Source organism: Mesorhizobium sp. M1D.F.Ca.ET.231.01.1.1, assembly GCF_003999155.2.
Lineage (GTDB): Bacteria > Pseudomonadota > Alphaproteobacteria > Rhizobiales > Rhizobiaceae > Mesorhizobium.
On record NZ_RZOZ02000009.1, the window covers coordinates 65,576 to 80,906 of the forward strand.

Here is a 15,331-nt window from a genome sequence, read left to right on the forward strand (position 1 = left end):
GATCTCTGAGCCAAAAGAGAGAAGCTCCCATGAAACATGCACTTTTCGCGGTGCTCGGCGCCATTGCGGTGCTGACCGCGGCCCCGATCGCCATCGCCGTGCCGGCCTATGCCGTGGACGACATCGAAGGCGCCGACGCGCCGGACCTGACGGCCGTGAAAGCCAAGATCGACGCCAAGGATTACAAGAGCGCGCTGGCCGACCTGCGCGATCTTGCGCAGGACACCCAGCAGGCCGACGTCTACAATCTGCTTGGCTTCACGCTGCGCAAGACCGGCGACTACCAGACCTCGCTGACCTACTACGCCAAGGCGCTGGAGCTTAAGCCCGACCACAAGGCGGCGCATGAATATCTCGGCGAGCTCTATGTCGAGACCGGCGACATGGCCAAGGCCAACGAGCAGCTCGCCTCGCTGCAGAAGCTCTGCCCGGCGGGCTGCGAGGAGCTTTCGGACCTCAAGCAGGCGATCGACACCAAGGTGACGAAGTAGGCGGCCACCTCGCACCACAAAGTGGGGCGAGGTGGCCGCGAAGCGGCCGGTGAGGGGCCTGGAGCCGACCTCGCCCCGCAAGCATCGAATTTTTGGGCGCCACGGCGGTAGCGCCTGAAAACCGGAGCCGGCGTCCACCTCTCCCATCCGCCGGCTCCGACCCTTTCAATCTCAAACACGCGCAGGCGCGCGTCCGTCGCGATGCGTGAAGCCCACCTGTTTCCAAAGATTGGAACCGACCATGACACCGATCGAACTCGCGGAAAGACGTCACGCCAGGGACGTCGTCCTGCTTGCCGGCCGCCTGCTTCTGTCACTGATCTTCGTGCATGAAGGCCTGCAGCTCACGACGCATTTCGAGGGCGCTGAGAAAGCGATGGCCGCGCTCGGCGTCGGCACGCCGCTGCTCCTTGCCACCATCGCGCTGCAGCTCGGTGCCGGCTTATCCGTGGCGCTCGGCGTCCTGGCGCGGCTCGGCGCGGTAGCGCTCGGCCTGTTCTGCCTGATGACGGCAAGCCTCTTCCACGCCAGCTTCGCCAGCCAGAACGAGCTCCTGCATTTCGAGAAGGATCTCGCCATTGCCGGCGGCATGTTCATCCTGGCGCTCAGCGGGTCCGGCAGGCTGTCGGTGGATAGGGTGCTGTAGGGATGGCGAAGGGCAGGGCGTGCGAAGGCTCCCGATGCCGCGCCGATCGAGCAGCATCTGTCGGTGGGAGAGTCCAGCCTACCGGTCTGAGAGGGGCGAGGCCCCGCTACAACACGCTCGTGATCCCGCCATCCACCAGCAGCGTCTGTCCCGTTACGAAGCTCGCGGCGTCGGATGCCAGGAACACGGCAGCGCCGGCCAGTTCCTCGACGTCGCCCCAGCGCCGCATCGGTGTGCGGCCGGTGAGCCAGCCGGAGAATGTCTCGTCGGCGACCAGCGCGGCGTTGAGCTCGGTCTTGAAATAGCCGGGCGCGATCGCGTTGACGCGCACGCCGTGCTGGCCCCATTCGCCGGCCATCGATTTGGTCAGCATGGTGATCGCTCCCTTGGTTGCAGCGTAGGGTGCGATCGAGGGGCGGGCGAGCACGCTCTGCACCGAGGAGACGTTGATGATGACGCCCTTGCGGCGCGCGATCATGCCTTTGACCACCGCCCGGCTCACCTTGAACACGCCGTCGAGGTTGGTCGCCATCAGCGCGTCCCAGTCGGCGTCGCTGAAACTCTCCAGCGGTGCCCGGCGCTGAATGCCGGCATTGTTGACCAGGATGTCGATCGGACCGGTGCCGGCCTCCGCCGCCGCAATTGCGGTATCGACCGACTGCGTGTCGGTGACGTCGATCACCGATTCTGCAATCGTGCAGCCCGCGGCGCGCAGGCGATCGCCGGCAGCTTTGAGTTCGTCCGCCTTGCGGCCGCCGAGCGTGACACGCGCGCCGGCCCCGGCAAGCGCTTGGGCGAAGGCAAGACCAAGGCCTCGGCTGGCGCCGGTGATGAAGGCATGCCTGCCTTCGAGGCCGAACAGGCGGCCGAGATAATCAGTCGAACGCAATTTTGCACCTTCATCGATTGTCGCCGGCAGGCTCACCGGCCGTCGCCAGCGTGCCGCGCGGCTCGATGAAGTGCAAGCGCTCGCCAACATCGATCTGACGGCGCTGATTGAGTCACCCTAAAGCGTGTTGGAGTTCAACTGCCGGGCTAGTGTAGATAGCCCAGCAGCCAAAGAATGAGGATGATGGGCAAAGGAATTCCGATAAGCCAAAGCAGTGCGCCTCGCAGCATGACGATCTCCACGGTCTCATTATGTGAGGCAACGCTAACGTGCGGGCTTGGTTCCCGGTCGGGAGTCTGCTGCGCTGGGCAAATGGCGACGGGAGCCGATGCTCGGCTTAGGCTTCCATACCTGCCCCGTTACCCGCCATTAATTCCGGACTGCTACTTTAAGCTGTGTCTGTTGGGGCAAGGGGGTTGCCGTGGGCCAGCGCGCATTCATCTCTCTGCTCATCTTGCTTGCAGTGCTTGTCGCTTTGTCGGCGACTTCCTTTCCGGGCGCGATGATCGGCTTCCTGTTCGGGATCGCCATTGCCTTCTTCGTCGCCGGGCCGGCTCTGCTGCTCGGCAAGGTGCTGGAGCAGGCCGGCATGCCGGTGAGCGGAACGGCGGTGCTATGGGCGCTGGGCGGGCTCTACGCGGTGCTCATTCTTGCCGCTGCCGTCCAGATTTGGCGCCGGCTTCAGCACCAGGAGGCGGACCAGGCGCGATTGGCCGGCCTGCGGCTGGCGCTTCTAGTCGCGCTGCCTTTGACTGCCTGGCTCTCGGTAAACGCGATGCAGAACGCCTGGCCGTGAGGTCTGGGCGGCGGCTCCGTGAACTGGCAAGATGGCCTGGCTTATTGTCGCGGGCGAGGGGTGGGCGATGACTTTGCTTCAGTTCGCAGTCACCGGCGAACAGATCTCGAACGAGGAGACCGAAGAGGTCATCCGCGAGGCGGAACCGCACCGTGGCCTGGTGCGCTACCGTCCCGATGGCGGCGAGCTGTTCGTTCATACGCGCGTGAACATGGCGCTTCTGCGCGCCGCCGCTTCGCTGCCGATCCTGCTCCTGAAGCTCAGCCCGCGCGCGAACGAACTGACGCCGCGCGACGCTCTGCTGACTCCCAAGGGATCAATCCGGAATTACGCCTTCCTCGAAAAGCTTTGCGAGGATCTGGCAACCGCCGGCTGTCCTGCCTGCTACCTGGCGGAGCGGCATGGCGAGGGGCGCCGGGATTTCTATTTCACCACGCAAGACGTGGCCGGCTTTGAGCAGATAGCCCGCATGGCGGCCGAGGCGTTTGCCTTTCCGCTCATTCTCGAACAGCATTCGCTTGCAGCGGTTGCGCCGCTCATTCTTCCCGCCGAGGCGATCGGCGACCTCAACCTGGAAATCGCTCCGGATGCCCGCATCCGGCCGACACGCTTCGAGTTCTGGGGCGCGGAGCCCGCACTGAAAAAGCTGTGCGCCGAGCTCGAAAAGCGCGGCTATCGCTTCCTCAGCTTCGAGGCGTTCTCCCGTGAACTGCGGATGGCAAAGAACGTGCCGATCGACGGAGAAGGGTTTGGGGCGGTGTTGAAGGAAATAGTCCCTTTGGCCCGTTCGCTGCAATGCAGCTATTGCGGCACCGAGACCGTCGAAGGGCGCGATCAGTTCCTGCTCACCCGCCCATTGCCCGAGCGCTACGCCGGCGCGTCGCGGGTGGGCCTTTTGCGTCGCATCTTCGGTCGCTCATAGGTGCTGCCGGCCAAGCGGCAGCACCGATCTTCACGCAGTCTCAGCGCTTCGGACCGAACCCAGGATACGGGCTGAGCGGAACAATCGCCGCGATGTCCATCATGCCGGCCTCGACCAGCGGCAGCGTGGCGAGATGGCCTCGCACCTCCTTCTCGTCGGCCGCCTCGAACATCATGCCGCTGCCGGGAATGTCGCCGCGGTTCCAGACCTGCCGCACGGCGCCCTGCGCATAGAGCGTGCGCCGCTGCTCGGCCTCGCCGGGCAGCAGCGGCGCGAAATCGGCGTCGCTGAGCTTCTGGGTGTTGCGGGTAAGCAGGGCAAAGAACTGCATGGCGGTCTCCTTCGTGGTTGACGCGGGAGATATCGCGCCGGCTGGTCAGACTGTCAAAGACTGATTAGACTAAAGTTAAGACCTGACAGGACTTAAAGATGCTCGACCTGCGCCAGATAAGATATTTCGTCGCCGTCGCCGAGGCCGGCAATGTCGGCCGCGCCGCCGAGCAGCTGCATATCTCGCAATCGCCCTTGAGCCGGCAGATCATGCAGCTCGAGGAGCAGCTTAGCGTCACGTTGTTTGAGCGGGCGAAGCGGCGCGTCCATCTCAACGCCGAGGGCAAGGCTTTCCTCGCCGAAGCCCGGGCGCTGCTCGCCAGCGCCGCGCGGCTGGAGGAGCTCGGCCGCAATCTTGCGAGCGGCGCGGCCGGCAGCCTCGCCATCGGCTATGTCGAGGGCGCGGTGCACGCCGGGCTGGTCGCCGCCATGCTCAAGGAATTCCGCCGCGAGCGGCCGGATTTCCATCTGCAACTCAGGAGCGGCCGCACGGCAGCGCAGTTCGAAGGTCTGCGGCAGCGTGCGCTCGACCTCGGCTTCGTCTATGCGCCGGCGCCGAAGGGCGATCCGGATATCGAGAGCATGCTGGTGCGGCGCGAACAGCTGGTGCTGGCAATCCCCGAGGGCGATCTGCTTGCTGATGTCGCCGACATCCGGCCGGATCATCTCGACGGCCGCGTCTGGATCACTGTCGTGCGTCAGCCCGATGACACCAATCGCGCGCAGTTCCTGGCGGCTTGTGTCGAGGCCGGCTTCGTGCCCGACATCGCCTATGAGACAGCCGACCCGCTGACCTCGCTCGGCCTGGTCAGCGCCGGGCTTGGTCTGGCGACGGTCCAGGACAGTCTGCGCGCCGCAGCGCCGCCGGGAATCGTCTTCCGCGACCTGCCGTGGTTCGGGCGCATTGTCGTCATCCATCTCGCGTGGCGCCGCAATGATCGGAGGGCGGTGATTGGAGATTTGAGGAGGGCAGTAGGTGGTGTAGTGAATGGTGAATAGTGAATAGTGAATAGTGAATAGTGAATAGTGAATAATAACAGTAGCATTCAGTGGGACGCCGAGCGATCCCTGCCATTCACCATTCACCATTCACCATTCACCATTCACCATTCACCATTCACCATTCACCATTCACCATTCACCATTCACTACATCTTGTCGATCACCGCCTGCACACCCTCCGTCGGCGCGTCGACCGACGATCCGGCGACCATGATAGCGGCGACGATGGCCTCGGGGTCGTTCACCACCAGCGGCTTCACCCTATGTGCGGTGTGGATGAAGCCTTCGCCCGACATGTGCTCGATCAGCGAAAGCATCGGGTCCCAGAAGCCCTTGATGTTGGCGAACACGATCGGCTTGCGGTGATGGCCGAGCTGCGCCCAGGTCATGATCTCGACGATCTCCTCGACCGTGCCGATGCCGCCCGGCAGCGCCACGAAGGCGTCGGACTTCTCGAACATCCGGTGCTTGCGCTCGTGCATGTTGTCGGTGATCAACAACTCGTCGAGCTTGTCGAGAGCGGTCTGGGTTGCCTCCCTGTTGATCAGGAAGCGCGGGATGATGCCGGTCACCTGGCCGCCGGCCTTGATCGCTCCGTCGGCGACGGCGCCCATGATGCCCTTTGTGCCGCCGCCATAGATCAGGCGCAGGCCCGACTTGGCCAGCGAGCGGCCGAGCAGGTGGCCGGCCTTGACATAGGCTTCGTCGCGGCCCGGAGACGAACCGCAATAGACGCAGACGGATCGAATCGTGTTCATGGGATGATTGGTGATGGGACCAGTTGGCGCGGTCAAGCCCATGGGCGGGCTTTTTCTTGTAGCACTGGTTAAAACACGCTAGACCGGCGTTAGGTGGCTAAGGGGGCAGAAAAGATTATGGCTATCAATCCTTCAAAGGCGTTCTTGTTCGCGGCGGGCGGCGTTGCCGTCGTCGCGGCGGTCGCCTACGGGTCGGGCGCGCTCGACCCGTATATCAACAAAGAGAAACCGGCACAGGTCGCGGCGCTTCCGCAAGCGGACACGAAGCCGGCTGAATCCTCGAGCACGTCCACCGAGGGGCGCCTGCCGCAGGCGCAAGCCCCGGCCAACACGATGGCACCGGCCAACAACACCGTGGCGCCGGCCAACAAGATGGCGCCCGCCAACAACGCAATGGCACCGGCCAGCAATGCGACGGCTCCGGCAGTTTCGGCCCCGGCCGCTCAGGCGCCCGCCGCCGGTCCGGTGCTGCCGACCTTCGATGTCGTGCGCGTCGAAGGCGACGGCTCGATCGTCGTCGCCGGCAGCGCCGCGCCCAACGCCAAGGTCGAGATCCTGAATGGCGGGACGGTGCTTGGGTCGACCGATGCCGGCTCCGACGGCGCCTTCGCCATCGTGCTCGACGATCCGCTGAAGCCCGGTGACTACACGATCACGCTGCGCTCGACAGCCGGCGGCGTCGCCGTTGCGTCGGCGCAGACGGCCGTCGTCTCGGTGCCGCAGAGCCCGACCGGCCAGGTGCTGGCGATGGTCGAGGAGCCGGGCAAGCCGTCCGAACTGCTCACCGTTCCGCAGCCGGAGGCCAAGCCGGCCGCACCGGCCGCCACCGACCAGGCTGCCGCCCCGGCGGCGTCCGCCACGGCGACAGCGCCTACGGCGGCTGCTCCGGCTGCTACCGGCCAGGCTCCCGCGACGCCGGCGCCCGCGGCGGCCGAGCCCAAGATCGCCGTCGAGGCGGTCGAGATCGACGGCAGCAAGATCTTTGTCGCCGGCACTGCAGATCCCGGCCGCAAGGTGCGCGCCTATGCCGATGACATCCTGCTTGGCGAGGCCAATACCTCGCCCGATGGCCATTTCCTGATCGAGGCGGCGCGCGACATTCCCGTCGGCAGCCACACCATCCATGTCGACGGCCTGGATGACGACGGCGTCAAGGTCGTCGCCCGCGCCGCCGTGCCGTTCGAACGCGAGCCCGGCGAGTCGATTGCCGCCGTCGCGCCGAGCGAGACCAAGCCGGCTGGAAAAAAGCTCACGCAGGTCCAGGGTGCCGGGTCCCAGTCCGCGGAGGCAAAGTCCGCGGAGGCAAAGTCCGCCGAAGCCCAGTCCTCCGAAGCCAAGCCCGCAGCAGCCGCTGAGACCAAGCCCGCCGACTCGGCGGCGCCGGGCGCCGAGGCTCCTGCCAAAGTCGCGGAAGCGACGCCGTCGGCCGGTGTGGCGGAGACGGTCGCGCCGAAGCTCGAACACGCCGACGGCGCCGTCATCATCCGCCGCAATGACACGCTCTGGCGCATCTCGCGGCGGGTCTACGGCCATGGCACCCGCTTCTCGACCATCTATCTCGCCAACCAGGACCAGATCCGCGATCCCGACCGCATCTGGCCCGGCCAGGTCTTCAAGGTCCCCGGCAAGTCCAAGGAAGGCGAGCCGGCCGATATGAAGGCCATCGGCGACCAGATGACCACGCCAAAGGCGGAGTAGGGTGGCGATTAGCTGATCTCCCCCCTTGTGGGGGAGATGCCGGCAGGCAGAGGGGGGCGCTGTCCCGCCGGCTTCTCAGTCTATACAGTCTGCATAAAACGCGGTGGGCGGTGCATGTTGGCCAGATTGGAAGAGGCCGCGTTCCTTCGCGCCCCCCTCTGTCCTGCCGGACATCTCCCCCACAAGGGGGGAGATTGGCAGTTCCGACGATCTACCCATTCGCCTAGCTTGCCCTCGCATCGTTCATCGTCTATCGCCGATGAACGATGACCGAATCCCAATCCGACAACCGCGCCCCCGACAGCCGCGCCGTTGCCGCGCGGTTTGCGGCACTTTCGCATCCGGCGCGCATCGAGATCCTGAAGCGTCTCTCGGCCAGCCGCTGCTGCTCCTGCCGCGAGGTGGTCGATCATCTCGACCTCGCCCAGTCGACGGTTTCGCAACATCTGAAAATCCTGGTCGAGGCCGGGCTGGTCCGCTTCGAGGCCGACCGCCAGCGCTCGCGGTACGCGGTCGATCACGCGGCGCTCGCGAGCGTGTCCGCCTCGCTCCATGACCTCGTCAACTCCTGCTGCGCCAGCCGCTGAACCCTCTCACCCAAAAGGCAAGAAATAGTGGCCGACAAGACCGTCTCCGCCGAATCCGGCACCCTCACCACACTACGCAACCTGTGGCCCTATATGTGGCCGGCCGACCGCGCCGACTTAAGAGCCCGGGTCACCTGGGCGACGCTGCTCCTGGTCGTCGCCAAGGTCACGCTGGTCGCCGGCCCCTATTTCTTCAAATGGGCGACCGATGCGCTGGCCCACGGCTCGAAGACACCGCCGCCGCTGCCCGCCTTCATGCTGGCGCCGGTGATGCTGGTCATCGCCTACAACGTGCTGAGGCTGGTGCAGCTCGGCTTCAACCAGCTGCGCGACGCACTGTTCGCCCGCGTCGGTCAGTATGCGGTGCGCCAGCTCGCCTTCCGCACCTTCGTCCACATGCATCAGCTGTCGCTACGTTTCCATTTGGAGCGCCGCACCGGCGGCCTGTCGCGCATCATCGAGCGCGGCACCAAGGGCATCGAGACGATCGTGCGCTTCGTCATGCTGAACACGGCGCCGACCATCCTCGAATTCGCGCTGACGGCCGGCATCTTCGCCTACACCTATGGCTGGAAATACGTGGCCGTGGTGGCGGTCACCGTCTGGATCTACGTCTGGTTCACGGTCAAGGCCAGCGACTGGCGCATCTCGATCCGCCGCGACATGAACGACAGCGACACCGATGCCAACACCAAGGCGATCGACTCGCTCTTGAATTTCGAGACGGTCAAATATTTCACCAACGAGCGCATGGAGGCCGAGCGCTTCGACCGTTCCATGGCGCGCTACGAGACCGCCGCGACGAAAACCTGGACCTCGCTCGGCTGGCTGAACTTCGGCCAGGGCGTCATCTTCGGGCTGGGCACCGTCATCGTCATGTGCATGTCGGCGCTCGAGGTGCAGGCCGGCACGCAGTCGGTCGGCGATTTCGTCTTCATCAACGCCATGCTGATGCAGCTTTCGGTGCCGCTCAACTTCATCGGTTTCATCTATCGTGAGATCCGGCAGGGGTTGACCGACATCGAGCACATGTTCGACCTGCTCGACGTGCCGCAGGAGATCGTCGACAAGCCGGATGCCAGGCCGTTGAAGGTGAGTGCCGGCAAGGTCGAATTCCGCGACGTGCACTTCTCCTACGATCCGAACCGCAAGATCCTGAAAGGCGTCTCCTTCGAGGTGCCGGCCGGCAAGACGGTCGCCATCGTCGGCCCCTCCGGCGCCGGCAAGTCGACCGTCTCCAGGCTCCTGTTCCGCTTCTACGACGTCCAGCGCGGCCAGGTGCTGATCGACGGCCAGGACATCCGCGATGTCACGCAGGAGAGCCTGCGCGCTGTGCTCGGCATGGTGCCGCAGGACACCGTGCTCTTCAACGACACCATCGCCTACAACATCCGCTACGGCCGCGTCGGCGCCAGCGAGGAGGAGGTGCGCAAGGCGGCCGAGCTCGCCCAGATCGGGCCGTTCATCGCCAAGCTGCCCGAGGGTTATCGCTCGATGGTCGGCGAGCGCGGGCTGAAGCTCTCCGGCGGCGAGAAGCAGCGCGTGGCGATCGCTCGCACCATCCTCAAGGCACCGCCGATCCTGATGCTCGACGAGGCGACCTCGGCGCTCGACACCCAGACCGAGCAGGAGATCCAGGCAGCACTCGACCTCGTCAGCAAGGGCCGCACCACCATCGTCATCGCCCACCGCTTGTCGACGGTGATCTCGGCCGACGAGATCATCGTGCTCAAGGACGGCCAGATCGCCGAGCGCGGCACCCATGCGGCGCTGCTCGCCAGGCACGGCCTCTACGCCTCCATGTGGGACCGCCAGCGCGAGGCCACCGAAGCCGAGGAGCGCCTGCGCATCGCCCGCGAGACCGACGAGCTGGGTGTGATCGTGCGGCGGAGGACGTCGGAGGTTTCGTAGGAGCGGCGAAGCGCCAATCCCCCTTGTGGGGGAGATCAGCAGTGTCAACGTCACGCGAAAATTCTCCTTGACCTCAACCTATCTTGAGCTTGCAAACCGTCTCCGAGCCCCTGCGAAACAAGTCGTTAAAGAACGGAGACGGATCGAAATGAGCAATAAGAATCAAAGCGATGGCAGCGTGTTCCGGGTCGACAAGTTCGTCGTCCCAGCGGAAGCGCGTGACGAGATCCTCGCCAAGGTATTCATGACGCATGAATTGCTGCGCCGGCAGGAAGGCTTCGTGCAGGATTTCCTGCTCGAGCAGTTCTCCGGCCCCGGCGAATTCAACATCGTCACCATGGTCGAATGGGAAAGCCAGGCGGCCGTCGACAAGGTGGTGCCGATCGTCAAGGCAGCGCATGAGCGCATCGCCTTCAGCCCGCCGGAGACGATCGCTCGCCTCGGCGTCAAGGCCGACATCGCCAACTACCAGCGCGTGCCGGAATCATAAGACGGCCATCCCGCCCCAGGCGAGGAAACGGCGGCGCTCAGCACCTGACCGGTGCGGGCGTCGCTCACCATGTTCTCGAAACCGCGCCATTCGGCGGCAACGATGAACAGCGTCCTGCCGCCGGCGCCGCCCAGCATGCAGGCAAAGCAGCCGCGATCGACCTCGACCTTGTCGATTTTCGCACTGCCCTCGCGCACCCTGACGCAGTGCCGGTTGGGCACGTCGGCGTACCAGACGCAACCCTCGGCATCGATGCATATTCCGTCGGGATAATCATTGCCGAGATCCGCCCAAACGCGGCGGTTGGAAAGGCTGCCGTCGGTCGTGATATCGAAGGCGGTGAGGCGGTTGGCGTGGGATTCGGCGACAATGAGGGCCCGGTTGTCCGGTGCCACCGCCATGCCATTGGCGAAGGCAATGTTCTCGGCCACCTGTCGGACCGCGCCGTTCGGCGTGATCAGCACGATGGTGCCCGGCCCAAAATGCTCACCCGGCGCCGGCGCCGGTCCGCCGCCATTGACATAGATGTTGCCGTGTCCGTCGACGACGATCTCGTTCCATGGGTTCTTGGACAGGTCTCTCAGATCGGCATGGGTGGCGAGCGTTCCATCTCGTTCCTGCCGGAGCAGAAGCCCCTCCCGACCGGAGACCACCAGAAGCCGGCCGTCGGGCAGCCAGTCGATCGAATAGGGCAGGACGGCCGGCACGGTGAGCATGACCTCGCTCTTGCCCTCTTCGTCCACGGCGACAATCTCGCCCGTGCCCCAGTTGCAGAGCCAGAGTCGCCCCTCACGCCAGCGCGGCGACTCGCCGAAGGCGAGGTCCTCTGTGATGACCCTGGCACTTCTTGCAGACGATTTCGGCGATGGCATCGGCGGCTCCTTGGAGTGTTGTCTAGCCAAGGACGAGTGAAAGGGCCGAGTTCCGACAGTAGAGGCAAAAGTTATTGCCGCGCGCCGCCTGCCATCCGAGCCCGCCTCTCTGCCATTGTTGCGTTGCGGGGAGGGGGGCTTTCGGCTATTGAGGCCGGACCTGAAACAGGAACCACCCCAGCCCGATGAGCCTCGTCGACACGATCAAGAATACGTTCGTTCCGATCCATCGCGAGGGCTATCCCTTCATCGCCGCCTTCGGCGCGGGAACGCTTTTCCTCGGCTATTTCTCTTCCGTCCTGTTCTGGATCGGGCTGATCCTCACCGCCTGGTGCATCTATTTCTACCGCGATCCCGAGCGCGTCACGCCGGTCGACGACCGGCTGGTGGTGAGTCCGGCCGACGGCGTGATCTCGGCGGTCGGGCCTGCCGTGCCGCCTGGCGAGCTTGGCCTGGGTTCCACCGAGATGACCCGCATCTCGGTGTTCATGAATGTCTTTTCCTGCCACATCAACCGCGCGCCGGTGCGCGGCAGGATCACGCGCATCGAGCATCGTCCCGGCAAATTCCTAAATGCCGAGCTCGACAAGGCAAGCGCCGAGAACGAGCGCAACGGCCTGGTCATCGACAGCCCCAACGGCACGATCGCCGCGGTGCAGATCGCCGGGCTGGTCGCCCGCCGCATCGTCTGCTGGGCCGAGCAGGGCGGCTCGATCGGGATCGGCGAGCGTTTTGGGCTGATCCGCTTCGGCTCGCGTGTCGACGTCTTCCTGCCCGCGAGCGCCGTGCCGCGCGTTGCCGTCGGCCAGACGGCTGTGGGCGGCGAGACGGTGCTAGCGGAGTTCGGCGGCGTGGCCGTCGCCCCGCTGGTCAGGATTTCCTGAGACGTGGGCGCGCCCTTCAAGAAATTCGAGGCTCACGCAAGCGGCGGCCCGCGCATCCGCGAGATCCCGATGCGCATGGTGCTGCCCAACCTGGTTACCGTGCTTGCCATCTGCGCGGGCCTGTCGGGCATCCGCTTCGCCTTCGAGGACCGTTTCGAGCCGGCCGTCGTCATGGTGCTGCTCGCTGCCTTCCTCGACGGCATAGACGGCCGCCTGGCGCGCATGCTGAAGGCGACCTCGAAATTCGGCGCGCAGATGGATTCGCTGGCCGACATCGTCAATTTCGGCGTCGCGCCGGCGCTGGTGCTCTACGCCTTCCTGCTCGATCGCGCCGGCTCGCCGGGCTGGATCGCCGCGCTCCTCTTCACCATCGCCTGCGGCATGCGGCTGGCCCGCTTCAACGTGCTGGCCGACGACACCGACCAGCCGGCCTGGCAGACAGAATATTTCGTCGGCGTGCCTGCGCCGGCCGGCGCGGTGCTGGTGATGCTGCCCTGCTATCTCTATTTCCTGCGGCTCGGGCTGGAGCCCAGCCGGCCTGCGGCCTTCATCGCCACCGGCTTCACCGTGCTGGTCGCCTTCCTTCTGGTCAGCCGGCTGCCGGTCTATTCGGGCAAGAGCGTCAAGGTGCCGGGCGACAGGGTGCTGCCGGTCATCCTAGGCGTCGTGCTCTATATCCTGCTGTTGATGGCCTATCCCTGGTACACGCTGACCGCCTCGGTCGCCGGCTACCTGCTGTTCCTGCCGTTCTCGGTGCGCGCCTATTCGAAGCGGGCCATGCGCGAAGGCGAGAAGGTGCCGCCTTCGGATATCGGGTAGGCGCTACGCCGCGGCACTCAGCCCCAGCCGGTCGATCGCGAGCTTGCGGGCCGAGACATAGTCGGTCTTGCCGGAACCCAGCACAGGGATTTCTTCCACCTTGATGATGTCGTTCGGCACCATCAGCTCCGCCGCGCCTGCCTTCTTGCCGAACTGGCGCAGCTCTTCCGGATTGGCGTCGTCGGCCGTGGTTACCAGCACGATGCGCTCGCCGCGCCTTTTGTCGGGCACCGCCACCGCCGCGTGGCGTTCTTCCGGCCACAGCGACTGCACCAGCATCTCGACCGCGCCCAGCGACACCATCTCGCCGGCGATCTTGGCGAAGCGTTTTGCGCGACCTCGGATGGTGATGAAGCCGTCGCGGTCGACCGACACGATGTCGCCGGTATCGTGCCAGCCTTCGAGCGGCTGCAATTCGCCCGGCCGGTCGGCGGTCATGTAGCCCATCATCATGTTCGGCCCGTCGAGCCACAGCCGGCCGGCGTCGCTGATGCCCTCGACCGGCTCGAGCTTCATGCGGATCGCCGGCAGCAGCCGGCCGACCGTGCCGTCGCGGTTGTGGATCGCGGTGTTCACCGCCACCACCGGCGCCGCCTCAGTCAGCCCAAAGCCCTCGATGATCGACGCCTCGAAACGGTCGCGGTAGACGCGCCTGGTCTCCGGCTTCACGGCCTCGGCGCCGGCCACCACGAAGCGCAGGCTCGAGAAGTCGCCGTCCTTGGCGGTGCGGCCATAATTGGCAAGGAAAGTGTCGGTGCCGAACATCACCGTCGGCTTCACCTTGCGCGCGATCTCCGGAATGATCTTGTAGTGCAGCGGCGAAGGGTAGAGGAACAATTTCACCCCGGTCACCAGCGGCAGGATGGTGCCGCCGGTCAGCCCGAAGGAATGGAACACCGGCAGCACGTTGAGCAGGATGTCGGATGGCGAGACGGTGATGCGCGCCTCGGCCTGCATGGCGTTGGCAAGAAGGTTGCGGTGCGACAGCACCACCGCCTTCGGCGTGCCTTCCGAACCGGAGGTGAACAGGATCACCGCCGGCTTGGCCGCATCCTGGCGCTGCAGCGGCAAGCGCCAGAAAAGCGCCGCGGCGACTTTGTCCAATCCCGTCACGCTTTCGCGCACGTCCTCCAGCCATAGCATCTTCGCGCCACCTGCCTCGACGGCGGCGACGATATCGTCGATGCCGGCCTTCTCGATGAAAGCGCGGGAGGAAACAACCGTCCTGATAACGGCGGTGCGGATCGCCGCTATCACGCTCGCCGGTCCGGCGGTGTAGTTGATCATCGCCGCGACGCGGGCCGCCGAGATCAGACCGACGAATGAAAGCACCACGCCATTGGCGTTGGGCAACAGCAGGCCGACCGCTTCGCCGGGCGCGGTCGCCGCCTCGAAGCGGCGGCCGAGCACGCGCGCGCCGATGAACATCTTGCGGTAGCTGAGCGCGCCCGAAATGACGTCTTCGATGATCGGATGCGAGGCGCCGACGCGATCCGCCGCATCGCGCATGGCCAGGAACAGGCCACGGTCGAGATTGCTGCCGTAAAGCCGCGCTTCGGCGAAACGGTCGAACAGCGCGTTGGTGTTCGACGCCATGTCGGGGTTGCGCGCCACCAGTTCGGCGACGGTCATCGGCTCCAGCACGCTGAGCGACAGCCGCGGGAACCAGTGGCGCGGCGCCTTGTCGGCCGGCGTCAGCGACACCGGCAGGTCGCGTGAACCGGCGACGAAGATCGGCACGATTCGGGCGTCGGCCTGCATGGCGATGCGGGTGATGGCGCGGAACAGCCGGAACGACTTGACGTCAGGCTCGACCGTGTCGGGCAGATAGACGGCAAGCCGACCCTTGCCCTTCAGCACGCGCACCAGCCGGCGGCTGACGAAGACATGCTCGGCGTTGAAGGCGATGGTGCGGGCAAGCTCGCGCCACGGTTCCAGCCATGGCGAGCGCGCCGAGGCCTCGTCCAGGATATGCAGCGTGTCGTCGGGCAACAGCGACAGCATCAGCGCCGGCTCGATGCGCGACTGGTGCGAGACGACATAGATGACCGGCGTCCGCGCATTGCGGGCAATGCGGATGCGGTTGTCGGCGATGCGGTAGGCGAGCTTGAACGGCACGTAGAGCAGCGCCTGGGTGAAGCGCAGGTCGAGCCTGAACCTCTCGATCAGGCCGATCAGCAGCCAGGCAAAGACAACACCGGCAAGCAGCGCCAATGTCAGGATCATGCCGCTCTCC

Annotated in this window: 16 protein-coding genes; 11 read left to right on the forward strand and 5 right to left on the reverse strand. The window is 65.5% G+C overall.

Going from position 1 to position 15,331, the window contains the following annotated elements; translation table 11 throughout:
- Positions 1-29: 29 nt before the first annotated feature.
- Positions 30-491: a tetratricopeptide repeat protein gene (locus tag EN874_RS22470; RefSeq protein WP_127427340.1), complete on the forward strand. Its 462-nt coding sequence runs from the start codon at positions 30-32 to the stop codon at positions 489-491.
- Positions 492-732: 241 nt separating this feature from the next.
- Positions 733-1,137: a DoxX family protein gene (locus tag EN874_RS22475; RefSeq protein WP_127427341.1), complete on the forward strand. Its 405-nt coding sequence runs from the start codon at positions 733-735 to the stop codon at positions 1,135-1,137.
- A 106-nt stretch (positions 1,138-1,243) separates the two neighbouring features.
- Here the strand turns inward: EN874_RS22475 and EN874_RS22480 are convergent, their stop codons facing one another.
- Entirely contained in the window at positions 1,244-2,026 is a 783-nt protein-coding gene (locus EN874_RS22480) for a glucose 1-dehydrogenase (RefSeq protein ID WP_127427342.1), read from the reverse strand.
- Between the two features lie 421 nt (positions 2,027-2,447).
- Between EN874_RS22480 and EN874_RS33785 the strand changes: the two genes are divergently transcribed.
- Positions 2,448-2,822, forward strand: coding sequence for a hypothetical protein (locus EN874_RS33785; protein ID WP_168247554.1), 375 nt, complete (start codon positions 2,448-2,450; stop codon positions 2,820-2,822).
- A 211-nt stretch (positions 2,823-3,033) separates the two neighbouring features.
- Positions 3,034-3,744, forward strand: coding sequence for a hypothetical protein (locus EN874_RS22490; protein WP_127427343.1), 711 nt, complete (start codon positions 3,034-3,036; stop codon positions 3,742-3,744).
- A 40-nt stretch (positions 3,745-3,784) separates the two neighbouring features.
- Here EN874_RS22490 and EN874_RS22495 read toward each other — a convergent pair whose 3' ends face one another.
- Positions 3,785-4,075, reverse strand: a complete 291-nt coding sequence (locus EN874_RS22495; RefSeq protein ID WP_127427344.1) for a muconolactone Delta-isomerase family protein — start codon at positions 4,073-4,075, stop codon at positions 3,785-3,787.
- Positions 4,076-4,173: 98 nt separating this feature from the next.
- Between EN874_RS22495 and EN874_RS22500 the strand changes: the two genes are divergently transcribed.
- Positions 4,174-5,073, forward strand: coding sequence for a LysR substrate-binding domain-containing protein (locus EN874_RS22500; protein ID WP_127427345.1), 900 nt, complete (start codon positions 4,174-4,176; stop codon positions 5,071-5,073).
- Positions 5,074-5,222: 149 nt separating this feature from the next.
- On the opposite strand, the gene EN874_RS22505 is transcribed toward EN874_RS22500, so the two are convergent.
- On the reverse strand, positions 5,223-5,834 hold the full coding sequence (locus tag EN874_RS22505) for a TIGR00730 family Rossman fold protein (protein ID WP_127427346.1): 612 nt from the start codon (positions 5,832-5,834) through the stop codon (positions 5,223-5,225).
- Positions 5,835-5,951: 117 nt separating this feature from the next.
- Here EN874_RS22505 and EN874_RS22510 point away from each other — a divergent pair, with 117 nt between their 5' ends.
- The 4 genes from EN874_RS22510 (at position 5,952) to EN874_RS22525 (ending at position 10,520) form a co-directional block, all read left to right on the forward strand.
- Complete coding sequence (locus tag EN874_RS22510) at positions 5,952-7,532, forward strand: LysM peptidoglycan-binding domain-containing protein (RefSeq protein WP_127427347.1); 1,581 nt, start codon at positions 5,952-5,954, stop codon at positions 7,530-7,532.
- 266 nt (positions 7,533-7,798) lie between these two features.
- Positions 7,799-8,119, forward strand: a complete 321-nt coding sequence (locus EN874_RS22515) for a metalloregulator ArsR/SmtB family transcription factor (RefSeq protein ID WP_127427348.1) — start codon at positions 7,799-7,801, stop codon at positions 8,117-8,119.
- 27 nt (positions 8,120-8,146) lie between these two features.
- Positions 8,147-10,030, forward strand: coding sequence for an ABC transporter ATP-binding protein/permease (locus EN874_RS22520; RefSeq protein WP_127427349.1), 1,884 nt, complete (start codon positions 8,147-8,149; stop codon positions 10,028-10,030).
- Positions 10,031-10,178: 148 nt separating this feature from the next.
- Positions 10,179-10,520 carry an antibiotic biosynthesis monooxygenase gene (locus EN874_RS22525; protein WP_127427350.1) on the forward strand — a complete coding sequence of 114 codons (342 nt, stop codon included), beginning with the start codon at positions 10,179-10,181 and terminating at the stop codon, positions 10,518-10,520.
- Here the strand turns inward: EN874_RS22525 and EN874_RS22530 are convergent.
- On the reverse strand, positions 10,496-11,392 hold the full coding sequence (locus EN874_RS22530) for an SMP-30/gluconolactonase/LRE family protein (RefSeq protein WP_127427351.1): 897 nt from the start codon (positions 11,390-11,392) through the stop codon (positions 10,496-10,498). The two genes, EN874_RS22525 and EN874_RS22530, sit on opposite strands and share 25 nt — an antisense overlap.
- A gap of 185 nt (positions 11,393-11,577) precedes the next feature.
- Between EN874_RS22530 and EN874_RS22535 the strand changes: the two genes are divergently transcribed.
- Together EN874_RS22535 and EN874_RS22540 are read left to right on the forward strand one after the other, a co-directional pair.
- On the forward strand, positions 11,578-12,276 hold the full coding sequence (locus EN874_RS22535) for a phosphatidylserine decarboxylase (protein ID WP_127427352.1): 699 nt from the start codon (positions 11,578-11,580) through the stop codon (positions 12,274-12,276).
- A gap of 75 nt (positions 12,277-12,351) precedes the next feature.
- Complete coding sequence (locus EN874_RS22540) at positions 12,352-13,095, forward strand: phosphatidylcholine/phosphatidylserine synthase (protein WP_245468285.1); 744 nt, start codon at positions 12,352-12,354, stop codon at positions 13,093-13,095.
- 3 nt (positions 13,096-13,098) lie between these two features.
- Here the strand turns inward: EN874_RS22540 and EN874_RS22545 are convergent, their stop codons facing one another.
- Complete coding sequence (locus EN874_RS22545; RefSeq protein ID WP_127427353.1) at positions 13,099-15,321, reverse strand: AMP-binding protein; 2,223 nt, start codon at positions 15,319-15,321, stop codon at positions 13,099-13,101.
- Between the last annotated feature and the right edge of the window lie 10 nt (positions 15,322-15,331).

What these genes read in the sequence shown, in the direction of transcription:
- EN874_RS22510 (WP_127427347.1), top strand. Translation starts at nt 5,952, where the DNA reads ATGGCTATCAATCCTTCAAAGGCGTTCTTGTTCGCGGCGGGCGGCGTT.
- EN874_RS22540 (WP_245468285.1), top strand. Translation starts at nt 12,352, where the DNA reads ATGGTGCTGCCCAACCTGGTTACCGTGCTTGCCATCTGCGCGGGCCTG.
- EN874_RS22490 (WP_127427343.1), top strand. Translation starts at nt 3,034, where the DNA reads ATGGCGCTTCTGCGCGCCGCCGCTTCGCTGCCGATCCTGCTCCTGAAG.
- EN874_RS22470 (WP_127427340.1), top strand. Translation starts at nt 30, where the DNA reads ATGAAACATGCACTTTTCGCGGTGCTCGGCGCCATTGCGGTGCTGACC.
- EN874_RS22545 (WP_127427353.1), bottom strand. Translation starts at nt 15,321, where the DNA reads ATGATCCTGACATTGGCGCTGCTTGCCGGTGTTGTCTTTGCCTGGCTG.
- EN874_RS22525 (WP_127427350.1), top strand. Translation starts at nt 10,179, where the DNA reads ATGAGCAATAAGAATCAAAGCGATGGCAGCGTGTTCCGGGTCGACAAG.
- EN874_RS22475 (WP_127427341.1), top strand. Translation starts at nt 733, where the DNA reads ATGACACCGATCGAACTCGCGGAAAGACGTCACGCCAGGGACGTCGTC.
- EN874_RS22535 (WP_127427352.1), top strand. Translation starts at nt 11,578, where the DNA reads ATGAGCCTCGTCGACACGATCAAGAATACGTTCGTTCCGATCCATCGC.
- EN874_RS22500 (WP_127427345.1), top strand. Translation starts at nt 4,174, where the DNA reads ATGCTCGACCTGCGCCAGATAAGATATTTCGTCGCCGTCGCCGAGGCC.
- EN874_RS22495 (WP_127427344.1), bottom strand. Translation starts at nt 4,075, where the DNA reads ATGCAGTTCTTTGCCCTGCTTACCCGCAACACCCAGAAGCTCAGCGAC.
- EN874_RS22505 (WP_127427346.1), bottom strand. Translation starts at nt 5,834, where the DNA reads ATGAACACGATTCGATCCGTCTGCGTCTATTGCGGTTCGTCTCCGGGC.
- EN874_RS22530 (WP_127427351.1), bottom strand. Translation starts at nt 11,392, where the DNA reads ATGCCATCGCCGAAATCGTCTGCAAGAAGTGCCAGGGTCATCACAGAG.
- EN874_RS22515 (WP_127427348.1), top strand. Translation starts at nt 7,799, where the DNA reads ATGACCGAATCCCAATCCGACAACCGCGCCCCCGACAGCCGCGCCGTT.